Below are 22967 nucleotides of genomic sequence, written 5' to 3'. Positions count from 1 at the left end.
GCAATGGTCGACGCCGCAATTCGGGGTGGCTTGCCCACGGGCAACGGTAGCGCCGCGGACCAGCGCGGCACCATCGCCATGGTGGCCGGCGAGGCCTCAGGCGACCTGCTGGCATCGTTGATGATGGGCGGGCTGCAGTCCCGCCTGGGCGATACGGTCGAGTACGCCGGCATCGGCGGCAAGCGCATGATGGCGCAGGGCTTCACCTCGCGCTGGCCGATGGAAACATTGTCGGTCAACGGCTATGTCGAGGTCCTGGGCTCGCTGCGCGAGATCCTGGCCACGCGGCGCGCGGTGCGCGACTGGCTGCTGGCCAATCCGCCGCAGTGCTTTATCGGGGTTGACGCCCCGGACTTCAATTTCGGCCTGGAAGTGCCGCTGCGCCGTGCCGGCATCCCTGTGGTGCATTTTGTCAGCCCGTCGATCTGGGCCTGGCGCGGCGGGCGCATCCGCACCATCGCGCGCGCGGTGGACCACATCCTGTGCCTGTTCCCGTTCGAGCCCGAGATCTACGCCAAGGCCGGCATTCCCGCCACCTACGTGGGCCATCCGCTGGCCGATGTGATCCCGATGGTGCCTGACGTCGCCGGGGCGCGCGCCGAGCTCGGCCTGCCCGCCGGGCACCGGGTGGTGGCGGTGCTGCCGGGCAGCCGCCAGTCCGAGGTGCGCAACCTTGGCGCCACCTTCTTTGCGGCGATGGCGCAAATGCAGCGCATGGACCCGAACCTGGCGTTCGTGCTGCCGGCGGCGAGCGCGCCGCTGCGCGCCATTATCGAAGCGCTGCACGCGCAGTATCCCGAACTGCGCCTGACCATCGTCGACGGCAAGTCGCACCAGGCGATGGAAGCTGCCGACGTGGTGCTGCTGGCCAGCGGCACCGCCACGCTGGAAGCGGCGCTGTACAAGAAGCCCATGGTGATCTCGTACAAGGTGCCCTGGCTGACCGCGCAGATCATGAAGCGGCAGGGTTACCTGCCGTACGTGGGATTGCCTAATATCCTTTCAGGGCGCTTCGTCGTGCCGGAACTGCTGCAGGACGATGCCACGCCCGAGGCGCTGGCCCGCGAAACGCTGCTGCAGCTCAACGACGAGGGCAACACCGCCTTCCTCTACGAGCATTTCACCCGCATGCACGAGACGCTCAAGTGCAATACCGCGCAACTGGCCGCCGATGTGGTGGTGGACCTGATGCACAGCCGGGGGACCGTCTGATGGCGCGCCGCGATGCTGAATCGCCGCAGATGGGGCTGGATCTTGCCCCGGCCGCTGCCGCCGTGCAGCGCCTGTGCGGCGTCGATGAAGCGGGCAGGGGACCGCTGGCCGGGCCGGTCTATGCCGCCGCCGTGGTGCTGGATCCGAAGCGTCCGATCCGCGGCCTGGCTGACTCCAAGATCCTGACCGCCGCCAAGCGCGAACAACTCTACGACAAGATCTGCGAACGCGCGCTCGGCTGGCATATCGCCTTCGCCACGGTCGAGGAGATCGACACACTCAACATCCTGCACGCCAGCATGCTGGCAATGCAGCGCGCCGTGCAGGGACTGGCCGCCAGCGGCATCGTGCCGGACCTGGTCCAGGTCGACGGCAACCGCTGCCCGCGGGTGCCGTTCCCGGTGGAAGCCATCGTCAAGGGCGATGCGCTGGTCAGGGCGATCTCGGCCGCGTCGATCCTGGCCAAGGTGGCGCGCGACCGCGAACTGATGTTGCTGCACGAGCGCTATCCGCAATACGGCTTCGATTCGCACGTCGGCTATGGCACGCCGCAGCACCTGGCCGCGCTGGCTGAGTTCGGCGCCACGCCGCACCACCGCCGTTCGTTTGCGCCCGTGCGCGAGGCGCTGGAACAGCGGCCCATGTTCACCGGCATGACCGCAGTGGCCGAAGTGACTGAGGTCACCGCCTCGGTTTCGGTCACGGTCGTGCAGTGAAGCGCACCTACCTCATCCCCGCATCGTGAAGCACGTCACCTCGCGCGACAACGCGCTGTTCAAGCATTTGAAGGCCTTGGCCACTTCCACGCACCAGCGCCGCAAGGCCGGGCAGTCGCTGCTCGACGGCGTGCACCTGGCGCAAGCCTACGTCGCCGCACGCGGCCAGCCCGTCACCTGCTTGGTGTCAGAGCGCCACTATGACCACGCCGAGGTGGCGCCAGTGCTGGCGCTGATCGAGGCCGAGCGCGTGGTTGTGCTGGCCGATGCACTGTTCACGCAGATCAGCGGCGTGGTCAATGGCATCGACCTGATGCTGGTGATCGAGACGCCGGTCGGCCACCTGCCGGCGCGCATCGAACAAGACTGCATCATCCTGGACGGGGTGCAGGATGCCGGCAATGTCGGGTCGATCCTGCGCAGCGCCGCTGCCGCCGGCATCCAGCATGCCTTCCTTGCCACCGGCTGTGCCTTTGCCTGGTCGGTCAAGACGCTGCGTGCCGGCATGGGTGCCAACTTTCACCTGAATATCGTCGAGCACTGCACGCTTGAGTCGCTGGCGCCACGCCTTGCGGTGCCGCTGCTGGCGACTTCGTCGCATGCCGATGCCGCGGTATTCGACACCGATCTGCGCGGGCCGGTGGCCTGGGTGGTCGGCAATGAGGGGGCAGGGGTCAGCGACGGCTGGATGGCACACGTCACGCGCAAGGTGGGCATCCCGCAACCGGGCGGGCTGGAATCGCTGAATGTGGCGGCGGCGACCGCGATCTGCCTGTTCGAGGCAGTGCGCCAGCGGCGTGCCGCCTGAGGCTGCGCCGGCAGCGCAAGAAGAAAGCGGCCTGAACGGCCGCTTTTTGCTTTAGTAGTTGTCGCGATCGACCTTGATCTCCTGCAGGATCGTGGTCGCGATCTCTTCAATCGATTTGTGCGTGGAAGAGAGCCATTTGATGCCTTCGCGCCGCATCATCGCCTCGGCCTCGTTGACCTCATAGCGGCAGTTTTCCAGCGCTGCATACTTGCTGCCGGGGCGGCGCTCGTTGCGGATCTCGGTCAGGCGCTGCGGATCGATCGACAAGCCGAAGATCTTCGGCTTGAACGCGTACAACGCCGACGGCAGCCGGCCGCGCTCGAAATCGTCGGGAATCAGCGGGTAATTGGCTGCCTTCAGCCCGTATTGCATGGCCAGGTAGAGGCTGGTCGGGGTCTTGCCGCTGCGCGACACGCCCACCAGGATCACATCGGCTTCTTCCAGGTTCTTGTGTGACTGGCCGTCATCATGCGCCAGCGAGAAGTTGATCGCCTCGATCCGGTTCTTGTAGGCCTCGGTGTCCGCATTCTGGTGGAAGCGGCCGATGGCATGGGTGGACTTCAGGCCCAGTTCCTTCTCAAGCGGCTCAATGAAAGTCTGGAACATGTCCAGGATCATCGCCTTGGCGCGGCGCAGTGCCTTATTCGCTTCCTGGTTGACCAGCGTGGTGAAGACAATGGGCGGCACGCCTTCGTTGTGGAATGCCTCATTGATCTTGCCGACGGCGATATGTGCCTTTTCGGGGGTATCGACGAAGGGCATGCGCACCTTGCGGAAGCGCATCTCGAACTGGGCCAGGATCGAGTGACTGAACGTCTCCGCCGTGATGCCGGTGCCATCCGAGACGATGAACACGGTGCGGACCGCAGGGCGTTCGCTGGCCTGGGGTGCGTGAGCGGAGGGGGATTCAGGCTGCGTTCCAGGCTGGGACCCGGGTGTCGCCGTTCCGGGCGCTTCTGGCAGGGACATGGGGATGGCGCACATGGGGATGGCGCGTTAATAAATAGATTCAATCTTCCGCAGAAAAGTGCGGCGCAGCACGGTAGAATAGCGGCGATCTTTTCGCTAAGCAATTCTGCGGGGTGCACGCGCGTGCAACAAACAGCCTCGGAATTGTCGACAATGTGCGCTACGCGATGAGAGCCGTAGCGCCAGGTCCGCAGCGCCAGTTCGGGGTTGCTTAGCCAAGCGATCATTGGTCCGGGAACAGAACATCAACAACATACCGGCCATGCGCAACAAGTTTTCTACTTTGTTTTGAGGCTCTCATGACTAACCAGGCAGATAACGGCGCCTATGTGCTGCCGTTCGAGCAGTTGCGCATGGCTGACGTGGAAATCGTCGGCGGCAAGAATTCGTCGCTGGGCGAGATGATCTCCCAGCTGGCGGAAGCCGGCGTCCGGGTTCCCGGCGGCTTTGCCACCACCGCGCTCGCCTTCCGCGACTTCCTTGCCCACAACAACCTGACCGAGCGCATTTCCCAGCGCCTGAAGACTCTGAACGTCGACGACGTCAAGGCTCTGGCCGAGGCCGGTGCCGAGATCCGCGAGTGGGTCGCCTCCGCGCCGTTCCAGCCGCGCCTGGAGCAGGAAATCCGTGAATCCTACGCCCGCGTGGCCGAGCGCGAAGGCGCCGAGGCCTCGTTCGCCGTGCGTTCGTCGGCCACCGCCGAAGACCTGCCCGACGCCTCGTTCGCCGGCCAGCAAGAGTCCTACCTGAACGTCAGCGGCATCGACGACGTGCTCGACAAGATCAAGCACGTGTTCGCCTCGCTGTACAACGACCGTGCCATTTCCTACCGCGTGCACAAGGGCTTTGCCCATGATGTGGTGGCGCTGTCGGCCGGCATCCAGCGCATGGTGCGTTCGGACCTGGCTTCTTCGGGCGTGATGTTCACCATCGACACCGAATCCGGCTTCCCCGACGTGGTCTTCATCACCTCCAGCTACGGCCTGGGCGAAACCGTGGTGCAGGGCGCGGTCAACCCGGACGAGTTCTACGTCTTCAAGCCGACGCTGCAGGCCGGCAAGTACCCGATCATCCGCCGCTCGATCGGCTCCAAGCTGATCAAGATGGAATTCACCAAGCCGGGCGAAGCCGGCCGCGTCAAGACCGTCGACGTGCCCACCGAACTGCGCAACCGCTACTCGATCACCGACGACGACGTGACCGAGCTGGCCAGGTACGCGATGATCATCGAGAAGCACTATGGCCGTCCGATGGACATCGAGTGGGGCAAGGACGGCAAGGACGGCAAGATCTACATCCTGCAGGCGCGCCCGGAAACGGTGAAGAGCCAGTCCGCCGGCAAGGCCGAGCTGCGCTTCAAGCTCAAGGGCACCGCGCCGGTGCTGACCAGCGGCCGCGCCATCGGCCAGAAGATCGGCACCGGCCCGGTGCGCGTGATCAACGACCCGTCCGAGATGGAGCGCGTGCAGCCCGGCGACGTGCTGGTGGCCGACATGACCGACCCGAACTGGGAGCCGGTGATGAAGCGTGCCTCGGCCATCGTCACCAACCGTGGCGGCCGTACCTGCCACGCGGCCATCATCGCGCGTGAACTGGGCGTGCCGGCCGTGGTCGGCTGCGGCGACGCCACCGACGTGCTGAAGGACGGCACGCTGGTGACGGTGTCGTGCGCCGAAGGCGACGAAGGCCGCATCTACGACGGCCTGCTGGAAACCGAAGTGACCGAAGTCCAGCGTGGCGACATGCCGGAAATCGATGTCAAGCTGATGATGAACGTGGGCAACCCGCAGCTGGCGTTCGACTTCGCGCAGATCCCGAACTGCGGCGTCGGCCTGGCCCGCCTGGAATTCATCATCAACAACAACATCGGTGTCCACCCGAAGGCCATCCTTGACTACCCGCAAGTCGATGCCGACCTGAAGAAGGCCGTGGAAAGCGTGGCCCGCGGCCATGCCAGCCCGCGCGCGTTCTACGTCGACAAGCTGGCCGAGGGCATCGCCACCATCGGCGCGGCCTTCTACCCGAAGCCCGTGATCGTGCGCCTGTCGGACTTCAAGTCCAACGAGTACAAGAAGCTGATCGGCGGTTCGCGCTATGAGCCGGACGAAGAAAACCCGATGCTGGGCTTCCGCGGCGCCTCGCGCTACATCGCCGACGACTTCGCCGAAGCGTTCGAGATGGAATGCAAGGCCATGAAGCGCGTGCGCGACGAAATGGGCCTGACCAACGTCGAGATCATGGTGCCGTTCGTGCGTACGCTGGGCCAGGCCGCCAAGGTCATCGAGCTGCTGGCCAAGCACGGCCTGAAGCGCGGCGAGAACGGCCTGCGCATCATCATGATGTGTGAAGTGCCGTCCAACGCGATCCTGGCCGAAGAGTTCCTGCAGTACTTCGACGGCTTCTCGATCGGTTCGAACGACCTGACGCAGCTGACGCTGGGCCTGGACCGCGATTCGGGCATGGAACTGCTGGCCAAGGACTTCGACGAACGCGATCCGGCAGTGCGGTTCATGCTGTCGCGCGCCATCGAGGCGTGCATCCGCCTGAACAAGTATGTCGGCATCTGCGGCCAGGGTCCTTCGGACCATCCGGACTTTGCCGAGTGGCTGACCAAGGAAGGCATCAAGTCGATCTCGCTGAATCCGGACTCGGTGGTTGAGACCTGGCAGAAGCTGGCTTCCTGAAGCATTTGACGTCACAATAACCATATTGCCGGCGCCTTCTGGCAGCCGGCAGGCACCGGCCCTGCGTCAGGTGTTGCTACTGCCCCGCAGACGCTGAAAGGCGCTGCGGGGTTTTTACTTTTCGGGATCTCTCTGGACGAACGGGGGCTTGGATGGCGTACTACATCTGGTTCGTGGCAGCGGTCGCGCTGGTGATCATCGAGCTGAACACCGGCACCTTTTACCTGCTGATGGTGGCGGTGGGGCTGGCTGCCGGCGGCGTGGGAGCCCTGCTGGGGTTGTCGCCGGCCGCGCAGACGCTGGTGGCCGCGCTGGTCGCGGCGGTGCTGATCGCCGGGCTGCGCCGTACCCGCTTTGGCAAGCTGCGGCGCGGCAACGCCGCTGCCGATCCCAACGTCAATCTCGATATCGGCGAGGAGCTCGACGTGCCCGGCTGGGACGCCAACGGGCGCGCCCGCGTGCCGTACCGCGGCGCTGACTGGACCGTGGAGCTGGCGCCCGATTGTGCCGCCGCGCCAGGCCGCTACCGCATCGTCGCGGTGCGCGGCAGCACCCTGGTCGTGTCTCCCCGCTGAAACCCTGTCTTATTGCGCGGCGCGGCAATTGCTGCGCTGCGATCCGCCTGCCGCCGCCTGGCGGCTCCGTACTGCTGTCTTCTGTCTGGAGGGTCGTTACATGCTCGCATTTCAGCTTGGTTTGTTGCCGCTGATCATCCTCATTGCCGTCATCGTGCTGATTGCCAAGGGCATCAAGATCGTGCCGCAGCAGCATGCCTGGGTGCTCGAGCGCCTCGGCCGCTACCATGCGACGCTGACGCCGGGGTTGTCGATCGTGGTGCCGTTCGTCGACCGCGTCGCCTACAAGCACGTGCTCAAGGAAATCCCGCTGGACGTGCCCAGCCAGGTCTGCATCACCAGGGACAACACGCAGCTGCAGGTCGATGGCGTGCTGTACTTCCAGGTCACGGACCCGATGAAGGCATCGTATGGATCGAGCAATTTCGTGGTCGCGATCACGCAGCTGTCGCAGACCACGCTGCGCTCGGTGATCGGCAAGCTGGAACTCGACAAGACCTTCGAGGAGCGCGAGTTCATCAACCACAGCGTGGTCAACGCGCTGGATGAGGCTGCCGCCAACTGGGGCGTCAAGGTGCTGCGCTACGAGATCAAGGACCTGACCCCGCCCAAGGAGATCCTGCACGCGATGCAGGCGCAGATCACCGCCGAGCGCGAAAAGCGCGCGCTGATCGCCGCGTCGGAAGGCAAGCGCCAGGAGCAGATCAACCTGGCCACGGGCGCGCGCGAGGCGGCGATCCAGAAGTCAGAGGGCGAGCGGCAGGCCGCCATCAACAGGGCGCAGGGCGAGGCGAGCGCGATCCTGGCGGTGGCCGAGGCCAATGCGCAGGCGATCCAGAAGATCGGCAATGCAATCCGCACCGAAGGTGGCATGGATGCGGTCAACCTGAAGGTGGCCGAGGAATACGTGGCTGCGTTCGGCAACCTGGCCAAGCAGGGCAATACGCTGATCGTGCCAGGCAATCTGGGCGAGATGAGCAGCATGATCGCGTCCGCCCTGCAGATCGTGAAGGGGCAGCAGAAGGCTGCCTGAAGGGACTGACGGACACGCCGCGGCAGCGCGGCGCCGGGGCTCAGTCCTTGGCGTCGCCCTTCATGATGCGGGCCTTCTCGCGCTGCCAGTCGCGCTGCTTCTCGGTCTCGCGCTTGTCGAACTGCTTCTTGCCCTTGGCCAGGCCGATCTCGCATTTGACGCGGCCGCGCGTGTAGTGCAGGTTCAGCGGGACCAGCGTGTAGCCGCGCTGCTCGACCTTGCCGATCAGCTTCTTGATCTCGTCGGCCTTGAGCAGCAGCTTGCGGGTGCGCACCGGGTCGGGATTGACGTGGGTGGAGGCGCTTTGCAGCGGGCTGATATGGGCGCCGATCAGGAACATCTCGGCGTCGCGCACCACCACGTAGCCTTCCTTGATCTGCACGCGGTTGGCGCGGATCGCCTTGACTTCCCAGCCTTCCAGCACGATCCCGGCCTCATATCGCTCTTCGATGAAGTAGTCGAAAAAGGCCTTTTTGTTGTCTGCGATGGTCATGCGTGCGGGTGGGGGAACAATGAGTGGAATCCGGTCGGATCGCTGCAGTGCCGCATGGCGAGGTGCCGCCATGCGCCAGCGTCGGCTAAAATTGGCATTTTAGCAAACCAGCCCCGGTACCGGTTCATGCTGCCGCGCGTTGCGCACGGCATGGCCGGAAGCCAGATTGCCCACTACATGGCAGACGTCCATAAATCCGTGCTGCTCGGCTACTCCGCCGCGCAGATGTACGACCTGGTCACGCGCGTGGAGGACTATCCCAAGTTCCTTCCATGGTGCGGTGGCGTGGAGGTGTTCGAGCAGACCGATACTATGCTCGACGCCAAGATCCATATCCACTTCAAAGGGATCCAGCAGTTCTTCCACACCCGCAATACGCAGGAACGCCCCACCCGCATCGACATGACCTTTGCCGACGGGCCGTTCAAGACCTTCAACGGCGCGTGGCGCTTTACGCCACTGCGCGAAGACGCCTGCAAGATCGAATTCCACCTGCACTATGAGTTTTCCAGCCTGCTGCTGGAAAAAATCATCGGCCCGGTCTTCAGCATGATTGCCAATACCTTTGTCGACGCCTTCGTCAAGCGGGCCGAGGTGGTATATGTCGCCAACTGACGCTGGCGCGGGGACGGTGCATATCGCGGTCTGCTATGCGCGGCCCGATACCGTCTTCCTGAAGGAGATCGACGTGCCGGCCGGCACCACGATTGCCGCGGCGATCGTCGGCTCCGGGCTGCAGCAGGCCTGTCCGGAGGTGGACCCGTCGACCATGCGGGTGGGCATCTTCGGCAAGCTCAAGACGCCGGAGACGGTGGTGCGCGAAGGCGACCGCGTGGAGGTTTACCGGCCCTTGACCGCCGATCCCAAGCAGGCACGCCGCAAGCGGGTGCAGAAGCAGCGCGCGGGCGGCACGCGCGAAGGCCAGAAGTGGTTGCGCGGCAGCGGTTGAGCCGAGCCTGCCACGCATGCAAACGGGGCCGATGCGCCCCGTTTTTCTTTGACTTCAGCTGCAGTTCTTTTCGAGGCTGGCGTTGGTCTTGAGCATTTCGGCCTGGCGCTGGTCGCTGTTCAGGTGCTGCAGCGAGCCGTCCGGACCCGCCACCGCGGCGCGCATGCCTTGCTGCAGGCCGTTGGCGTAGCTGCGCAGCTGGGCGCAGCGGGCCTCGCGCTCAGCCGCCTCGCTTTCCCTGCGGGCCTCTACGGTGGCGGCTTTCAGGCTGGCCTCGCGGCGCTTCTGGAAGGCTTCTTCGGGCGTCGGCGCCGGGGCCGCGGCGGGCTTGGCCGCGGCTTTGGCCGGAGCGGGGGCAGCAGGGGCGGGCGCCGTGGCATTGGCGGCCTCCACCGGCTGGAACTCGCCGGCAAAGCGGCCCGGCGCACGCAGCACCTTGGCTGCCGCCGCCGACGGCGGCACGTCGCTGTAGACCATGCGGCCGTTGGCGTCGCGCCATTGCCAGTAGGCAAGGGCCTGGACGGGAACGGCGAGAGTGGCGGCGGCAAGCAGGCACAGCGCGGACGATCGTTTCATGGCGAGGCGTCTTAAAGTGACTCGGAAGTAACTGGTGCGGCTGGAATCGTGCTGGGCCGCCGGCTGCGCGCATGGCGATGTCGCGGCAGGACAGCCGCGGCGATGGCTTGGCGCCCGCCTGGTATCAGGTGCGTAGCGCCGGTTTGACCCTGGTAAAGCTGTTGTTCGTGGCGTGTGTGATCCCCGCGCCATCGTTCGCTAGTCTACGCAGACTTGTCGGTGGCGTGCAAGCGCACCGACCAGGCCACGCCGACCATCAGCAGCACAATGGCGGCGATTTCCAGCGGCCGCGGCCAGCGGTGATCGAAGACAAAGCCGTAGGCCAGCGCGAACAGCGTCTCGAACACGATCATCTGGCCCGACAGCGTCAGCGGCAGGCGCCGGCTGGCAATATTCCACAGGTTGTTGCCGATCAGCGACGCGCCCAACGCCACCGCGGCATTGACCATCCAGAACCACTGCCAGTCACGGCCGCTGTCGCCCGCGGTCAGCGTGTCGCCCGCCAGCAGCCAGCCGATCACGGCGAGCACCGCCGACACCGCGCCGGTCGACAACCCGTACAGCGCCGACCATTCATTACCGCTGTATTGCGGGTTGCGCTGCAGGTAGCGTGCGTTATCGACCGCGTAGAGCGTCCAGCAGACCAGCGCGCCGGCTGCGCAGCAAACGCCGGCCAGTTTCTGCCAGACTGGCCGGACTGCCGCACCGGCCGCCGCCGCGTGGGCGCTCTGGCCGCCGCCGAACAGGTCAATGTTGATGCATGCGATGCCGGCCACCACCACCAGCAGCGGCCACATCAGCCGCGACAGTGGCACGGCGCCGTGGTCGCGCCGGCCCATGATGGTGACCGAGATCGGCAGGATGCCGATGATCAGGGAGGTGGGACCCACCCCGGCGAGCTGCACGCCGAAGGCCAGCAGCACGTAGTAGAGCAGGTTGCCGGTGAAGGCCTGGCGCAGCAGCGCCACGCAGTCCGCCCGGGTCAGCTTGCGCGCGATGCGCTTCATCAGCGGCAGCGCGGCCACGAAGGCGACCAGCCCATAGGCCAGGTAGCGGCCGATGGCCAGCTCCCACGGCGAGAACACGGGCAGCAGCTTGGGGGCGATAAAGACCATGCCCCAGAAGGCGCCTGCCAGCAGCCCGCACAATACGCCGATTCCCATGCTTCGGTTCGCCCGAGTAAAAACCGACGAGCATAGCAGACCGCTTGCAGGAAAGCCCGCAGGAAAGCCCGTTGCAGTGCATCAGCAAAGCGCGCATTCCTGTATAATTCGGTTTTGCGCCTAGAGGATTTGCTATGCGTCTTGTCCAGAAAGCACTCACATTCGATGACGTGCTGCTCGTACCGGCCTATTCGGCCGTCCTTCCCCGGGATGTCTCCCTCCGCACCAGCCTGACCCGCTCCATTGAACTGAACATCCCCCTGGTATCCGCGGCGATGGACACAGTGACGGAAGCCCGCCTGGCGATTTCCATGGCGCAGGCCGGCGGTATCGGCATCGTCCATAAGAACCTGAAGCCCGCCGACCAGGCCCGCGAAGTTGCGCGCGTCAAGCGCTATGAGTCGGGCGTGCTGCGTGATCCGATCACCATTTCGCCGGACATGAAGGTCCGCGATGTGATCGCGCTGTCGCAGCAACATGGCATTTCCGGCTTCCCGGTGCTGGAAGGCAAGGCCGTGGTCGGCATCATCACCAACCGCGACCTGCGCTTCGAGGAAGAGCTCGACGCCCCGGTGCGCGCCAAGATGACGCCCCGCGAAAAGCTGGTGACCGTGGCCGAAGGCGCGACGCTGGAAGAAGCCAAGCGCCTGATGAACCGCCACCGCCTTGAGCGCGTGCTGGTGGTTAACCAGGCCTTCGAGCTGCGCGGCCTGATCACGGTGAAGGACATCCAGAAGGCCGTGGACAATCCGCTGGCCAGCAAGGACGACCACGGCCAGCTGCGCGTAGGCGCCGCGGTCGGCGTGGGCCCGGACAACGACGAGCGCGTCGAACTGCTGGTCAAGGCCGGCGTCGACGTGATTGTGGTGGATACGGCGCACGGTCATAGCCAGGGCGTGCTGGACCGCGTCCGCTGGGTCAAGCAGAACTTCCCGCAGGTGCAGGTGGTTGGCGGCAATATCGCCACCGGCGATGCCGCGCGTGCGCTGGTCGAGCATGGCGCCGACGGCGTCAAGGTCGGCATCGGCCCGGGTTCGATCTGCACCACGCGTATCGTTGCCGGCGTGGGCGTGCCCCAGATCACGGCGGTTTCCAACGTGGCCGAAGCCCTCAAGGGCACCGGCGTGCCGCTGATCGCTGACGGCGGCGTGCGCTACTCCGGCGATGTGGCCAAGGCCCTGGCGGCCGGCGCCCACACCGTGATGATGGGCGGCATGTTCTCGGGTACCGAGGAAGCACCGGGCGAAACGTTCCTGTTCCAGGGCCGTTCGTTCAAGAGCTACCGCGGCATGGGTTCGGTGGGTGCGATGAAGGATGGCGCGGCAGACCGCTACTTCCAGGAAGACAACACCGCCAACGTCGACAAGCTGGTCCCCGAAGGCATTGAGGGCCGCGTGCCTTATAAGGGCTCGGTGATGGCGATCATCCACCAGCTGACCGGCGGCGTGCGTGCCTCGATGGGCTATTGCGGCGGCAAGTCGATTGCCGACTGGCACGAGAGCGCCCAGTTCGTCCAGATCACGGCAGCCGGCATGCGTGAATCGCACGTGCACGACGTGCAGATCACCAAGGAAGCGCCGAACTACCATATCGACTGACGCGCAGCGGCTGCGCCCGTCGCCTCGCGGCGGTGCGCGGCCGCAAGATCGTCGGGGCGAGGGCGCATTGCCGCGGGCGGCGCCTTCGCCTGACCGGAATGCCATCCGGCCCGGCCGCTCGCAACGCCGGTGTTGCCTGAACGTGGGCCACACCAGCCGGCCGCACCATCGGCCAGGCCCATGACGAGGAGCGCCAATGAAGGTATTGCTGCGAGCCGTGCTGTTTTTTGATGCCCTGGTGGATTTGATGCTGGGCATCCTGCTGTTGATGTCCCCGTTCACCACGCTGTATGCGGCGCTGCAGTTGCCGCAGCCGCAACCCGCCCTGTTCGGGCAGCTGCTGGGCGTGGCACTGGTCGGCCTGGCCGTGCTGCTGTGGCAGGCAACATTCAACGGCCAGCTGACAGTGCCAGTGGCGCGCACGGCCGGCTATGTGAACCTGGCCAGCGCAGTGCTGATCATTGCCTGGATGGTGTTCATGGAACTGCCGCTGGTCGGCGCGGGCAAGATCTGGCTGCCGGTGATGGCAGTGGTGCTGGCGTTTTTCGCGCTGGTGCAGATTCCCGCTTCCAGGCGCGTGCGCAACCGCGAAAGGCAGCTGAAGGCCGAGCGCGCACTGCAGGAACAGGAAAACAAGAAGGAAGTCCGCAAGGAACCCGGCGTCGCCCCCGCGGCGCGCCCAACGAATACCCCAGAATTCCGGCGCGAGCCGGTCATCACGCCGCCGCCGGGCTATGGCCCCGGCACGGAAGTCGTGGCCGAGCCCATCCCGGAAGACACGCCATCGGCCCATCATGCACGACAAAATCCTCATTCTTGATTTCGGCTCGCAGGTCACGCAGCTGATCGCCCGCCGCGTCCGCGAGGCGCACGTCTATTGCGAGATCCACCCGAACGACGTCTCCGACGACTTCGTCCGCGAGTTCGCCCCCAAGGCCATCATCCTGTCGGGCAGCCACGCCAGTACCTATGAAGACCACCAGCTGCGCGCGCCGCAGGCCGTGTGGGACCTGGGCGTGCCGGTGCTGGGCATCTGCTACGGCATGCAGACTATGGCCGTGCAGCTGGGCGGCAAGGTCGAGTGGAGCGATCACCGCGAATTCGGCTACGCCGAGGTGCGCGCCCATGGCCACACCAACCTGCTCAAGGACATCGAGGATTTCCGCACGCCGGAAGGCCATGGCATGCTCAAGGTCTGGATGAGCCACGGCGACAAGGTTGCCGGCCTGCCGCCGGGCTTCAAGCTGATGGCCTCCACCCCCAGTTGCCCGATCGCCGGCATGGCCGACGAGGCGCGCGGCTACTACGCGGTGCAGTTCCACCCCGAGGTCACGCATACCGCCAAGGGCCGCCAGATGCTGGAGCGCTTCGTGCTCGGCATCGCTGGCTGCAAGCCTGACTGGGTCATGCACGACCATATCGCGGAAGCCGTCGCCAAGATCCGCGAGCAGGTCGGCGATGAAGAAGTCATCCTGGGCCTGTCCGGCGGCGTCGACTCGTCGGTGGCCGCGGCGCTGATCCACCGCGCCATCGGCGAACAGCTCACCTGCGTGTTCGTCGACCACGGCCTGCTGCGCCTGGACGAAGGCAAGATGGTGATGGACATGTTCGCCGGCCGCCTGCACGCCAAGGTCGTGCATATCGATGCTTCCGATCAGTTCCTCGGCCACCTGGCCGGCGTGACCGATCCCGAGCAGAAGCGCAAGATCATTGGCCGCGAGTTCGTTGAAGTGTTCCAGGCCGAGGCCAAGAAGCTGACCAACGCCAAGTGGCTGGCGCAGGGCACGATCTATCCGGACGTGGTGGAGTCGGGCGGCACCAAGACCAAGAAGGCCACCACCATCAAGAGCCACCACAACGTCGGCGGCCTGCCGGAGACGCTGGGCCTGAAGCTGCTGGAGCCGCTGCGCGACCTGTTCAAGGACGAAGTGCGCGAGCTGGGCGTGGCTCTGGGCCTGCCGCCGGAAATGGTCTACCGCCACCCGTTTCCGGGCCCGGGCCTGGGCGTGCGCATCCTGGGCGAGGTCAAGCGCGACTACGCCGACCTGCTGCGCCGCGCCGATGCCATCTTCATCGAAGAATTGCGCAAGACCATCGCCACCGAACAGGACGCCGCCGCGGGTCTGTGCGAGCCGGACCAGGTCGGCAAGAGCTGGTACGACCTGACTAGCCAGGCCTTCGCCGTGTTCCTGCCGGTCAAGTCCGTGGGCGTGATGGGCGACGGCCGCACCTACGACTACGTCGTCGCGCTGCGCGCGGTGCAGACCACCGACTTCATGACCGCGCACTGGGCACATCTGCCGTATGCGCTGCTGGGCCGTTGCTCGAACCGGATCATTAACGAAGTACGTGGCCTGAACCGGGTTGTGTATGACGTGTCGGGGAAACCGCCGGCGACGATTGAGTGGGAGTGAGGGGCAGGGATTTCGTCATCTTGCTGCTACGGCAATACCGGCCGTGACAGTAGCGATCAATCTCGGAAGCCAGGTTTCATGCGTGTTCGCGGGAATATGTAGGTCTCGTGGAAAGAGTAGGCGTCCGGCCAGCCCCTCCACAGACCTGCTATCCCGAACGCCGGCTCGCCCGGCAGGTTGGGGCTAGTCGCGCCCAGACGCGGCAATGCGGAACACACCCAGCTCATCCGGCGCGCACTGCGCGATCAGCCCGGTTTCCCACGCCAGGTAGGCGCGGGCTGCGTCCCGGTTGCCCTCGTGGCGGTCGTGCACGAAGAACAGGTAATCGATGCGCGCTTTGGCTGGCAGCGGCTCGAGCGCAGCCGCTTGCGGCAGCCCGGCTGACTGCCAGGTGGCATAGCCATTGTCGGTGTGGTACACGTGCCGATAGCCCGCCTCAAGCAGATCCCCGCCCGCAAGTATTGCTATGTCTGGCTCGCTGGCGATCAGAACCACAGGATCGGCATGCGCTACGCCAAGCGCCCGCAGTTGTTACAGCAGCCGCGGCCGGATCGACCAGACCGCGCCAGATGCATGACCGCGCTCAGATGCCGAGCTCTCGCGCAGGTCGATGATAGCTAGGCGCTGGGCTGCGATGTGCAGCGCTTGCAGCAGGTCGGCGTTGAGCACGGGCAGGGCGGTAGTGACCTCCACCTTTGGTCGCGCGCGAACCTGCAGCGAGGCCTCCACGCCATCGGCAAGCACGGCGGTCTCATAGCCAAGCTGGTGCAACCAGCTGGCAACCACCGGCGCGCGCACGCCGTCGTCGTCGAACACAATGACGCGGCTGCCGCGCACCCCGATATAGCGATCGTTGCCTGCACCAGCTGTCCGCCGGGCGCATGCACCGCGCCATCGATCGTACGCCGGGCAAATTCGTCGGCGGAACGGATATCGAAGAGGTAGGTGGTGCGGTGCGCATCATGCAGCCATTGCTGTGCCTGCGCGGTCGACAGCGAGGGCAGGCCAAAGCGCTCTGCAGCAGCCTGACGGAGCGCTCGCGCGCCGCGGCGAGCACCGGCGCCGAAGGCACGGCGACAGTGAAGCGGTCGCTGCCATGCTCCAGCGCATGGCCTGCCAGATACCAGCCCTGCGTGCCGTTCTCCAGCGCCAGTACCGGATTGGGCAGGCCCAGGTTCAGCAGCGTCTGGGCGCCGATGATGCTGCGCGTGCGCCCGGCGCAATGCACCACCACGGGCGTGTTCGGATTGGGCAGCAGCGCGGGCAGCCGCAGCGCAAGGTCGCCGTTGGGGCAGCTCAGCGCGCCCGGGACGGTCATCTTGCGGTGTTCTTCGTCGGAGCGGCCATCCACCAGCACGAAGCTCTCTCCGGCGGCACGGCGCGCTACAAGGTCGTCGGCGCTCAGGCGGGGCGTGTGCTGGATGTGCTCGACCAGCTCGCCAAACGTCTTGGAGGGTACGTTGACTCCCTTGAACAAGGTATAGCCGGCGGCAGCCCAGGCGGGTGCGCCGCCGTCGAGCACTGTCACGTTCAGGTAGCCAAGATCGGCGAGGCGCCGCGCTGCGTGCGACGCCACGGGATTTTCCACGTCGCCATCGTCGAACAGCACGATGCGTTCCGCACGGCGCGGTGCCAGCTGGCCGACTTCAAGCTCAAGGCGGCTGTAGGGCAGGGGCACGGCGAAGAACGGATGGCCTTCGCCGTACTGGCCGTGCTCGCGAACGTCGAACAGGGCTAGCGGCTGCCCGTCGTTGAGCCAGCCGCGCAGCGTGGCGGCGTCGATGGCATGGGTCATGTCAGTCATTTGGGTTCCAGCGGTTATCAGCGCAGCGCGATGCCCGATGCGGAGATCACCGAGGCGTAACGGGGCAGGTCGCGCGCCAGCGTTGCATCCAGCTCCTGCGCCGACGAGGCGACTACGACATAGCCAGCGTCTTCCAACTGGCCGCGGGTGGCGGGTGCGTGCAGCACCGCCGCGACATCGCGGCTGATGCGCTCGACCACAGCAGCCGGAGTTGCCGCAGGCGCGAGCAGTCCTTGCCAACTCTCCACGGCAAAGCCCGTGGCGCCGGCTTCGGCAAGCGTGGGAACCTGCGGCAGTGCTTTGGAGCGATAAGGTGTCGTGACCGCGAGCGCGGATAGCTTGCCGGCGCGTACATAGTCGGTCACCGCTGCCAGCGTGATCAGCGTGGCGTCGATATGGCCGCCGAGCAGGTCCACGGTAGCCGGCGCACCGCCGGCATACGGGATGTAGTTGACCTTTAAGCCAAGCTGGCGCGACAGCATTTCATGCGCGATGTGGGCGATGCCGCCATTGCCGGGCAGCCCGAGCACTGACCAGAAACCGAACCAATCCGATTGACAACGGAAGTCATATCAGTATCAGTGCGGCGCTGTTGGAAGCGCCAAGGGAGGCGTTCGCCTTGTGGGCGCCGCTGCAATGCTGTTTGCCGCAATGTGGGCGGCCAATCCGGCAAACGCTCAACCGGGGCGGACGCCCACTAAACCGATTCGGCTGGTCGTGCCGTATGCGCCAGGCGGGGGAACGGATGTACTCGCCCGCCTTGTCGTCACGCATTGGTATCAACCCATCGTGGTGGAGAACCGGCGGGGTCCCAACGGCGTGATTGGTGCCAATGTCACTCATGCATCGCCGCCGGATGGATACACGTTGCTGTTTGCGGCCGCCGACTCTATTTCAGTCGCACCGTATATTCACAAGAAGGTCGTCCAGTTTCAGCCCAATGGCTTCCGGCCCCGTTGCTCCCGTAGCCAAGATGGGCTTCGTTCTGGGGAGTCGTCCGGATGCCGAGACCAGGACTGTCCAGGACATCGTCGCGAAGGCAAAAACCAGCTCACTTTCCTGTGGTCATTGGGGACCGGGGAGCATGGCGCAAATGGGCATGGAATTGCTCAAGACCAAGGCGCACATCAACAAAATGCTCGAAGTGCCGTTCGGCGGCGCGGCACCCGTCATGACGGCTGTCATGGGTGGCATTCATTCCCACACCTTTGGTGGTCGCCAACAAGACCAAACTGTGGCTCTATGCACTGGGATCTCCTGAGCGCTTCCCGTCAATCAAGGAGGTTCCTACGCTCACCGAAAGTGCCTATGCAATCGACGCTGACACCTGGTTTGGCGTGCTCGCTCCGCCAAATACGCCGCAAGTGGTTGTTGATGTCATCCAGGCGCAGGTGACTCGCGCCACGTCCCAGCCAGAGTTCCGTGCGCGCCTCGCCGACATGGCTTATACGCCAATCACGATTAACCCCAAGAAGTTCGGTGAATTTGTCCGAGGATCAACGATGGGGCGCGGCTGTCAAGGCGGCAAGGATACGGATTGAGGAGTAGCGGGTGTGCGCTGAACGCCATCTGGTATACGCGATGCTATGCCGCCGGCTAGCGCCCCGCCGCATAGCAGCCGCGTATGCTGCGCTGAGCCATACGTGCGGGCGATATCCGTGTGCAAAGGCCATGGCTTGGCATGCTAGCGCGCCCCATGGCTTACTGTTCCAGCCGATCCGGTGCCGCTCCTGCGTGGCTTCATGTCATCGGACAAACGACTTCCCATGCAAGTCCAGCGGCACCGGCTGGGTCAGCGTCTCGGGGCGCAGGATGCGGTCAAGTTCCTCTTTCGACAGCAGGCCCTTACGCAAGACGATTTCATAGACGCTGCCGCCTGTTGCGTGCGCTTCCTGCGCAACGGCGGTTGCGTTGGCATAGCCGATATAGGGGTTGAGCGCCGTCACGATGCCGATCGAGTTCTCGACAGTGGCGCGCAGCCGGTCGGCATTCGCGGTGATGCCTTTGACGCAGCGCTCGGCGAGCGTCAGGCAGCCGTTGCGCAGATGGCTGACGCTCTTGAACAGGCTGTGCGCGATGATCGGCTCGAACGCATTGAGCTGGAGCTGGCCGGCCTCGGCCGCAAAGCTGACGGTGACGTCATTGCCGATGACTTCGAAGGCGATCTGATTCACGACTTCGGGGATCACCGGATTAACCTTGCCGGGCATGATGCTGGAGCCGGCCTGCATCGGCGGCAGGTTGATCTCCCCCAGGCCAGCGCGCGGGCCGCTGGATAGCAGCCGCAAATCGTTACATGTCTTCGATAGCTTCACGGCAACGCGCTTCAACACACCGGAGAGCTGCACGAACGAGCCGCAGTCCTGCGTGGCCTCGATCAGATTGGGTGCGGTTTCCAGCGGAATGCCTGTGATCTCGCGCAGGCGCCGCAGCACCACGGGCGCATACGACGGATGCGCGGTGATGCCGGTGCCGATTGCGGTGGCCCCAAGGTTGATCTCGCAGATCAGCATCGCGGCTTCGCGCAGGCGCGCCTCGTCTTCTCCGAGCATCACGGCGTAGGTGCTGAATTCCTGGCCGAGCGTCATCGGCACGGCATCCTGCAGCTGAGTGCGGCCCATCTTGATGATGTGAGCGAACTCGTCGGCCTTCGCCTCGAAGGCCCGTCGCAGCACCGCCATGGCGTCGACAAGACCGGCAATACCGAACCACGTAGCGACCTTCAGCGCGCTCGGGTAGACATCGTTGGTGCTCTGGCCGATGTTGACGTGCTCGTTCGGGTGCAGGTGCTGGTACTCGCCCTTCTGATGGCCGAGCAGTTCGAGCGCGCGGTTGGCGATCACCTCATTGGCGTTCATGTTGGTCGAGGTGCCGGCGCCGCCCTGAATGACATCGACGACAAACTGGTCGTGCAGCTTCCCGGCAATCAACTCCTGGCAGGCGCCGACGATCGCGTCGCAGCGCGCCTTGTCGAGCAGGCCCAGCTCATGGTTGGCCTGCGCCGCGGCCTGCTTGATCGCAGCCAGCGCCTTGATCAGCTCTGGGTAGATGGAGATCGGGGTGCCTGTGATAGGGAAATTCTCGACGGCGCGCAACGTATGTACGCCGTAGTAGGCCTGGACAGGGACTTCACGGTCACCCAGGAGGTCATGTTCGGTTCTGAAGAGTCCGGCAGTCATGGTTACGCTCCTCGCGTAAGTTGGTTTTAGCACTGCTGCCGGAGTCTAGGGAATCGGCCGCACCTGCACCACGTTCGATGCCAAGATTTCATGGGGTGTCGCGGCGCAGTGCATGATTATGCAGAAATGGCATGACCGGGGTTCGATTCTGCCGGTAGCCTGCGAAGCTGCCAGGGCAATCTGATAGCAAGTTTCGTAAGCGGCGTATTCTTCGTGATGATTTCGTAGCGGCCCTGAACGGGTGCTCTATACTGCCCCCATTGCGTCTTCTCCGCCTCTGCTGCCATGGCTTCGTTACCGCTGCCTCCCGACTACGCCGATTGGCTCACTTCGCTAAAATCTCGCATCGGGCGCGCCCAGCAACGCGCGGCGGTGGCGGTCAACCAAGCCTTGGTCGCGCTGTACTGGGATATTGGCAAGGAAATTCTTGAGCGGCAGGCGAGACAGGGCTGGGGTGCCAAAGTATAGAGCGTTTGGCGCAGGATTTGCGGCAAGCATTTCCCCAAATGAGCGGACTGTCGCGCTCCAACCTGATGGCAATGCGCGCCTTCGCCGAGGCGTGGCCGGATGCAGCAATTGTCCAACAGCTTGTTGGACAATTGCCTTGGGGGCACAACCAGGTGCAGCTGCAAAAGCTCAAATCGGAGGAGCAGCGGCAGTGGTACGCGCGGCAGGCACTCGCGCACGGCTGGTCCCGCGCGGTACTACTGGCGCAGATTGACACCCGCCTGATCGACCGGGCGGCGCAGGCGCCAAACAACTTTGCCGCCCAACTGCCATCGCCGCAGTCTGATTTGGCGCGGGCCACACTCAAGGATCCTTACGTCTTCGATTTTTTGAGCTTGCGTGCCGACGCGACGGAGCGGGACTTGGAGGCAGCGCCGGTGGAACACATAACTCGTTTCCTACTCGAGCTCGGGGCCGGCTTCGCCTATGTCGGCCGACAGGTTCACCTCGAAGTGGGTGGCGATGACTTCTACCTTGATCTGCTGTTCTATCACCTCAAGCTCCGCTGCTATATCGTCATTGAACTGAAGACAGGTGCCTTTAAGCCCGAGTATGCAGGTCAGATCAGTTTCTACCTGTCGGCGGTTGATGCCCTGATGAAAACCGAGGCCGACCATCCCACCATCGGGCTGCTGTTGTGCCAGGAGCATAACCGGCTGGTGGTCGAGTACGCGCTGCGCGGCATGGGGAATCCGATAGGCGTAGCCCAGTACCAGTTCGTTGCGGAACTCCCCATTGAACTTCAAGAGAGCCTGCCGAGCGTCGAAACGCTGACGCAAGAACTAGGGCTGGACGTTCGGCAGGAGGAGGGCGACTCAGTATGAGAACGGCCCAGCCTTGCGGTTGGGGAAAACGGTCACCGCAATCGAGACGCTGGTAAGACCAGCGTGAGTGAACCTATTGGTCGGCGGAGCGCGGACAGGGCGCTGGACTTCCTGTATCGTTTGAGCTGATTGACAATGGTGTCGCCAGAGTCGTCGCCCCGCAAATCGTTCCATCTCCCGTGCCAGCAAATGCTCTGCGCGCTTGACGGTAAAAGCGACGGTAAGGCCCCAAGTTGATCACAGCCAATCCCTTTACCTACGCGGGTTTAAGGGGCCTATTGATGATGGAGTGGGAGTGACGTTGTAGTTCGCTTTTCATCAAGCATATAGGGCGCCCTCGAGGCGCCTTGTCTCTTGGCTCCGCGCTTCGCGTTGCCGCGGCGGGGCTGGGCGGTGGTGTCGACTCCCCCTCCGTCCCCGCTTCAGTCCCTCGGGCCTGTGTTGATTGCATTGCGATACGCAAACAACGCCGGCGCACCACCGGTATGCAGGAACAACACCGGGCCAGCCGAAGCAAAACGCCCGCGCGCGACGCCATCGAGCAAGCCAGCCATCGCCTTCCCCGTATAGACGGGATCGAGCAACACACCTTCGGTACCTGCCAGGATGCGGATGGCCTCCAGCCCCGCCTGGTTGGGCTCACCATAGCGAGGTGCGAAGTACTCGTCCCACAGCTCGACCTTCAGCCCTGCCGGCACCTCGACATCGAGCAGTGCGGCAGTCCCTTCAATCAGCCTAGCCACCTTCGGAACTTGCGCCGCGACGCTGCGGGACACGGTAACACCGACGACCGGTGTATCCGGCATCGCGTGTGCGAGCGCCAACGCAAGCCCGCCATGGGTTCCGGCACTGCCGGACGCCAGCACGACCGCCGAGAACGCAAGACCCATCGCCTCGGCTTGCTGCGCCAGCTCCAGCCCGGCACGTACATACCCCAATGCCCCCAGCGGATTGGACCCGCCGATCGGGATGACATACGGCTTGTGCCCCTCGCCACGCAGCCGTTCCGCAAGGGCCTGCAACTGTGCGTCGGCGTTGTCGAGACTGGTAACCGGCTCGGCCTGTGCGTCGAACAAATCGAGCAGCAGGCGGTTGCCGCTGTGCAGGTAGTCGCCGTCTGCCGTGCCGGTCGGGTTTTCCAGCAACGCGCTGCAGCGTAGCCCAAGACGGGCCGCCAGCGCGGCCGTCTGCCGGACATGATTCGACTGTATGGCTCCGGCCGTTACCAGCGTATCGGCGCCCTGGCGCAAGGCGTCAGCCGCCAGGAACTCAAGCTTGCGCAGTTTGTTTCCGCCAAACGCAAGTGGTGTGGTGTCATCCCGCTTGACGTAGATATCGCGCCCGACCATCCCGGACAGGCGGTCAAGCTTTTGCAGGGGCGTGGCCGCGCCGACCAGATCGAGGCGGGAGAAAGCGGCAAGGCGATCCGAGATCTTCATGATTTCAACTTTGGGGGAGGTGGA

General features: G+C 64.7%; 19 protein-coding genes and 4 pseudogenes. 15 read left to right on the top strand and 8 right to left on the bottom strand.

Translation table 11 applies throughout. The annotated features are described in order from the left end of the window. The first annotated feature begins 3 nt into the window (after nt 1-3). Genes lpxB through CNE_RS09615 form a run of 3 tightly spaced genes read left to right on the top strand, consistent with a single transcriptional unit; the run spans nt 4 to nt 2736 of the window. Nucleotides 4-1212, top strand: coding sequence for a lipid-A-disaccharide synthase (lpxB, locus tag CNE_RS09625; RefSeq protein WP_013956948.1), 1209 nt, complete (start codon nt 4-6; stop codon nt 1210-1212). Next, the gene (gene rnhB, locus CNE_RS09620; protein WP_013956947.1) at nt 1212-1928 is read left to right on the top strand and encodes a ribonuclease HII; all 717 of its coding nucleotides are present in this window, start codon (nt 1212-1214) and stop codon (nt 1926-1928) included. The genes lpxB and rnhB overlap by 1 nt, the downstream gene beginning before the upstream one ends. 25 nt (nt 1929-1953) lie before the next feature. After that, a complete protein-coding gene (locus CNE_RS09615; protein ID WP_013956946.1) occupies nt 1954-2736 on the top strand; it encodes a TrmH family RNA methyltransferase in 783 nt (260 codons plus the stop codon). A 51-nt stretch (nt 2737-2787) separates the two neighbouring features. On the opposite strand, the gene ppsR is transcribed toward CNE_RS09615, so the two are convergent. Continuing rightward, nucleotides 2788-3591 carry a posphoenolpyruvate synthetase regulatory kinase/phosphorylase PpsR gene (gene ppsR / locus CNE_RS09610; RefSeq protein ID WP_010809585.1) on the bottom strand — a complete coding sequence of 268 codons (804 nt, stop codon included), beginning with the start codon at nt 3589-3591 and terminating at the stop codon, nt 2788-2790. Between the two features lie 413 nt (nt 3592-4004). Between ppsR and ppsA the strand changes: the two genes are divergently transcribed. The 3 genes from ppsA to CNE_RS09595 all read left to right on the top strand — a co-directional run bounded on the left by ppsA (nt 4005) and on the right by CNE_RS09595 (nt 7997). Beyond that, the gene (gene ppsA / locus CNE_RS09605; protein ID WP_013956945.1) at nt 4005-6389 is read left to right on the top strand and encodes a phosphoenolpyruvate synthase; all 2385 of its coding nucleotides are present in this window, start codon (nt 4005-4007) and stop codon (nt 6387-6389) included. Between the two features lie 152 nt (nt 6390-6541). Next, nucleotides 6542-6964, top strand: coding sequence for an NfeD family protein (locus CNE_RS09600; RefSeq protein WP_013956944.1), 423 nt, complete (start codon nt 6542-6544; stop codon nt 6962-6964). Between the two features lie 100 nt (nt 6965-7064). Continuing rightward, nucleotides 7065-7997, top strand: coding sequence for an SPFH domain-containing protein (locus CNE_RS09595; RefSeq protein ID WP_013956943.1), 933 nt, complete (start codon nt 7065-7067; stop codon nt 7995-7997). A gap of 40 nt (nt 7998-8037) precedes the next feature. On the opposite strand, the gene smpB is transcribed toward CNE_RS09595, so the two are convergent. Next, nucleotides 8038-8490 (bottom strand): SsrA-binding protein SmpB, encoded by a 453-nt coding sequence (gene smpB, locus CNE_RS09590; protein ID WP_013956942.1) that lies wholly within the window; start codon nt 8488-8490, stop codon nt 8038-8040. 177 nt (nt 8491-8667) lie between these two features. Here smpB and CNE_RS09585 point away from each other — a divergent pair, with 177 nt between their 5' ends. Beyond that, entirely contained in the window at nt 8668-9105 is a 438-nt protein-coding gene (locus CNE_RS09585; RefSeq protein ID WP_010809580.1) for a type II toxin-antitoxin system RatA family toxin, read from the top strand. Continuing rightward, nucleotides 9092-9439, top strand: a complete 348-nt coding sequence (locus CNE_RS09580; RefSeq protein WP_013956940.1) for an RnfH family protein — start codon at nt 9092-9094, stop codon at nt 9437-9439. Before CNE_RS09585 ends, CNE_RS09580 begins: the two co-directional genes overlap by 14 nt. Before the next feature lie 54 nt (nt 9440-9493). Here the strand turns inward: CNE_RS09580 and CNE_RS09575 are convergent, their stop codons facing one another. Further along, nucleotides 9494-10015, bottom strand: a complete 522-nt coding sequence (locus tag CNE_RS09575) for a DUF4124 domain-containing protein (RefSeq protein ID WP_013956939.1) — start codon at nt 10013-10015, stop codon at nt 9494-9496. Between the two features lie 203 nt (nt 10016-10218). After that, nucleotides 10219-11178 carry a DMT family transporter gene (locus CNE_RS09570; protein ID WP_013956938.1) on the bottom strand — a complete coding sequence of 320 codons (960 nt, stop codon included), beginning with the start codon at nt 11176-11178 and terminating at the stop codon, nt 10219-10221. 134 nt (nt 11179-11312) lie between these two features. Between CNE_RS09570 and guaB the strand changes: the two genes are divergently transcribed. The 3 genes from guaB to guaA all read left to right on the top strand — a co-directional run bounded on the left by guaB (nt 11313) and on the right by guaA (nt 15190). Further along, nucleotides 11313-12776: an IMP dehydrogenase gene (gene guaB, locus CNE_RS09565; RefSeq protein ID WP_013956937.1), complete on the top strand. Its 1464-nt coding sequence runs from the start codon at nt 11313-11315 to the stop codon at nt 12774-12776. A 196-nt stretch (nt 12777-12972) separates the two neighbouring features. Continuing rightward, the gene (locus tag CNE_RS09560; protein ID WP_013956936.1) at nt 12973-13596 is read left to right on the top strand and encodes a hypothetical protein; all 624 of its coding nucleotides are present in this window, start codon (nt 12973-12975) and stop codon (nt 13594-13596) included. After that, a complete protein-coding gene (guaA, locus tag CNE_RS09555) occupies nt 13571-15190 on the top strand; it encodes a glutamine-hydrolyzing GMP synthase (RefSeq protein ID WP_013956935.1) in 1620 nt (539 codons plus the stop codon). Before CNE_RS09560 ends, guaA begins: the two co-directional genes overlap by 26 nt. Nucleotides 15191-15373: 183 nt before the next feature. On the opposite strand, the pseudogene CNE_RS09550 reads toward guaA, so the two are convergent. Together CNE_RS09550 and CNE_RS09545 are read right to left on the bottom strand one after the other, a co-directional pair. Further along, nucleotides 15374-16985, bottom strand: a pseudogene (locus CNE_RS09550) (rhodanese-like domain-containing protein). A gap of 26 nt (nt 16986-17011) precedes the next feature. Beyond that, nucleotides 17012-17521: pseudogene (locus CNE_RS09545) on the bottom strand (tripartite tricarboxylate transporter substrate-binding protein); the annotation flags it as partial. Nucleotides 17522-17630: 109 nt separating this feature from the next. Between CNE_RS09545 and CNE_RS43035 the strand changes: the two are divergent. The 3 genes and pseudogenes from CNE_RS43035 to CNE_RS39180 form a co-directional block, all read left to right on the top strand. Next, nucleotides 17631-17906: pseudogene (locus CNE_RS43035) on the top strand (tripartite tricarboxylate transporter substrate-binding protein); the annotation flags it as partial. Beyond that, nucleotides 17827-18255 (top strand): tripartite tricarboxylate transporter substrate-binding protein, encoded by a 429-nt coding sequence (locus tag CNE_RS43030; protein WP_080569543.1) that lies wholly within the window; start codon nt 17827-17829, stop codon nt 18253-18255. The pseudogene CNE_RS43035 and the gene CNE_RS43030, both read left to right, overlap by 80 nt. After that, nucleotides 18182-18535: a tripartite tricarboxylate transporter substrate-binding protein gene (locus CNE_RS39180; protein ID WP_013956929.1), complete on the top strand. Its 354-nt coding sequence runs from the start codon at nt 18182-18184 to the stop codon at nt 18533-18535. Before CNE_RS43030 ends, CNE_RS39180 begins: the two co-directional genes overlap by 74 nt. Nucleotides 18536-18739: 204 nt before the next feature. Here the strand turns inward: CNE_RS39180 and aspA are convergent, their stop codons facing one another. Further along, entirely contained in the window at nt 18740-20173 is a 1434-nt protein-coding gene (gene aspA, locus CNE_RS09535; RefSeq protein WP_013956928.1) for an aspartate ammonia-lyase, read from the bottom strand. 285 nt (nt 20174-20458) lie between these two features. On the opposite strand from aspA, the pseudogene CNE_RS09530 reads away from it, so the two are divergent. Continuing rightward, nucleotides 20459-21504: pseudogene (locus tag CNE_RS09530) on the top strand (PDDEXK nuclease domain-containing protein). A 422-nt stretch (nt 21505-21926) separates the two neighbouring features. Here CNE_RS09530 and CNE_RS09525 read toward each other — a convergent pair. Next, nucleotides 21927-22943, bottom strand: a complete 1017-nt coding sequence (locus CNE_RS09525; protein WP_013956925.1) for a D-cysteine desulfhydrase — start codon at nt 22941-22943, stop codon at nt 21927-21929. Nucleotides 22944-22967: the final 24 nt, after the last annotated feature.

It is taken from the genome of Cupriavidus necator N-1 (assembly GCF_000219215.1).
GTDB classification, from domain to species: Bacteria; Pseudomonadota; Gammaproteobacteria; order Burkholderiales; family Burkholderiaceae; genus Cupriavidus; species Cupriavidus necator.
This window is presented reverse-complemented; position numbering and strand designations above follow the sequence as displayed.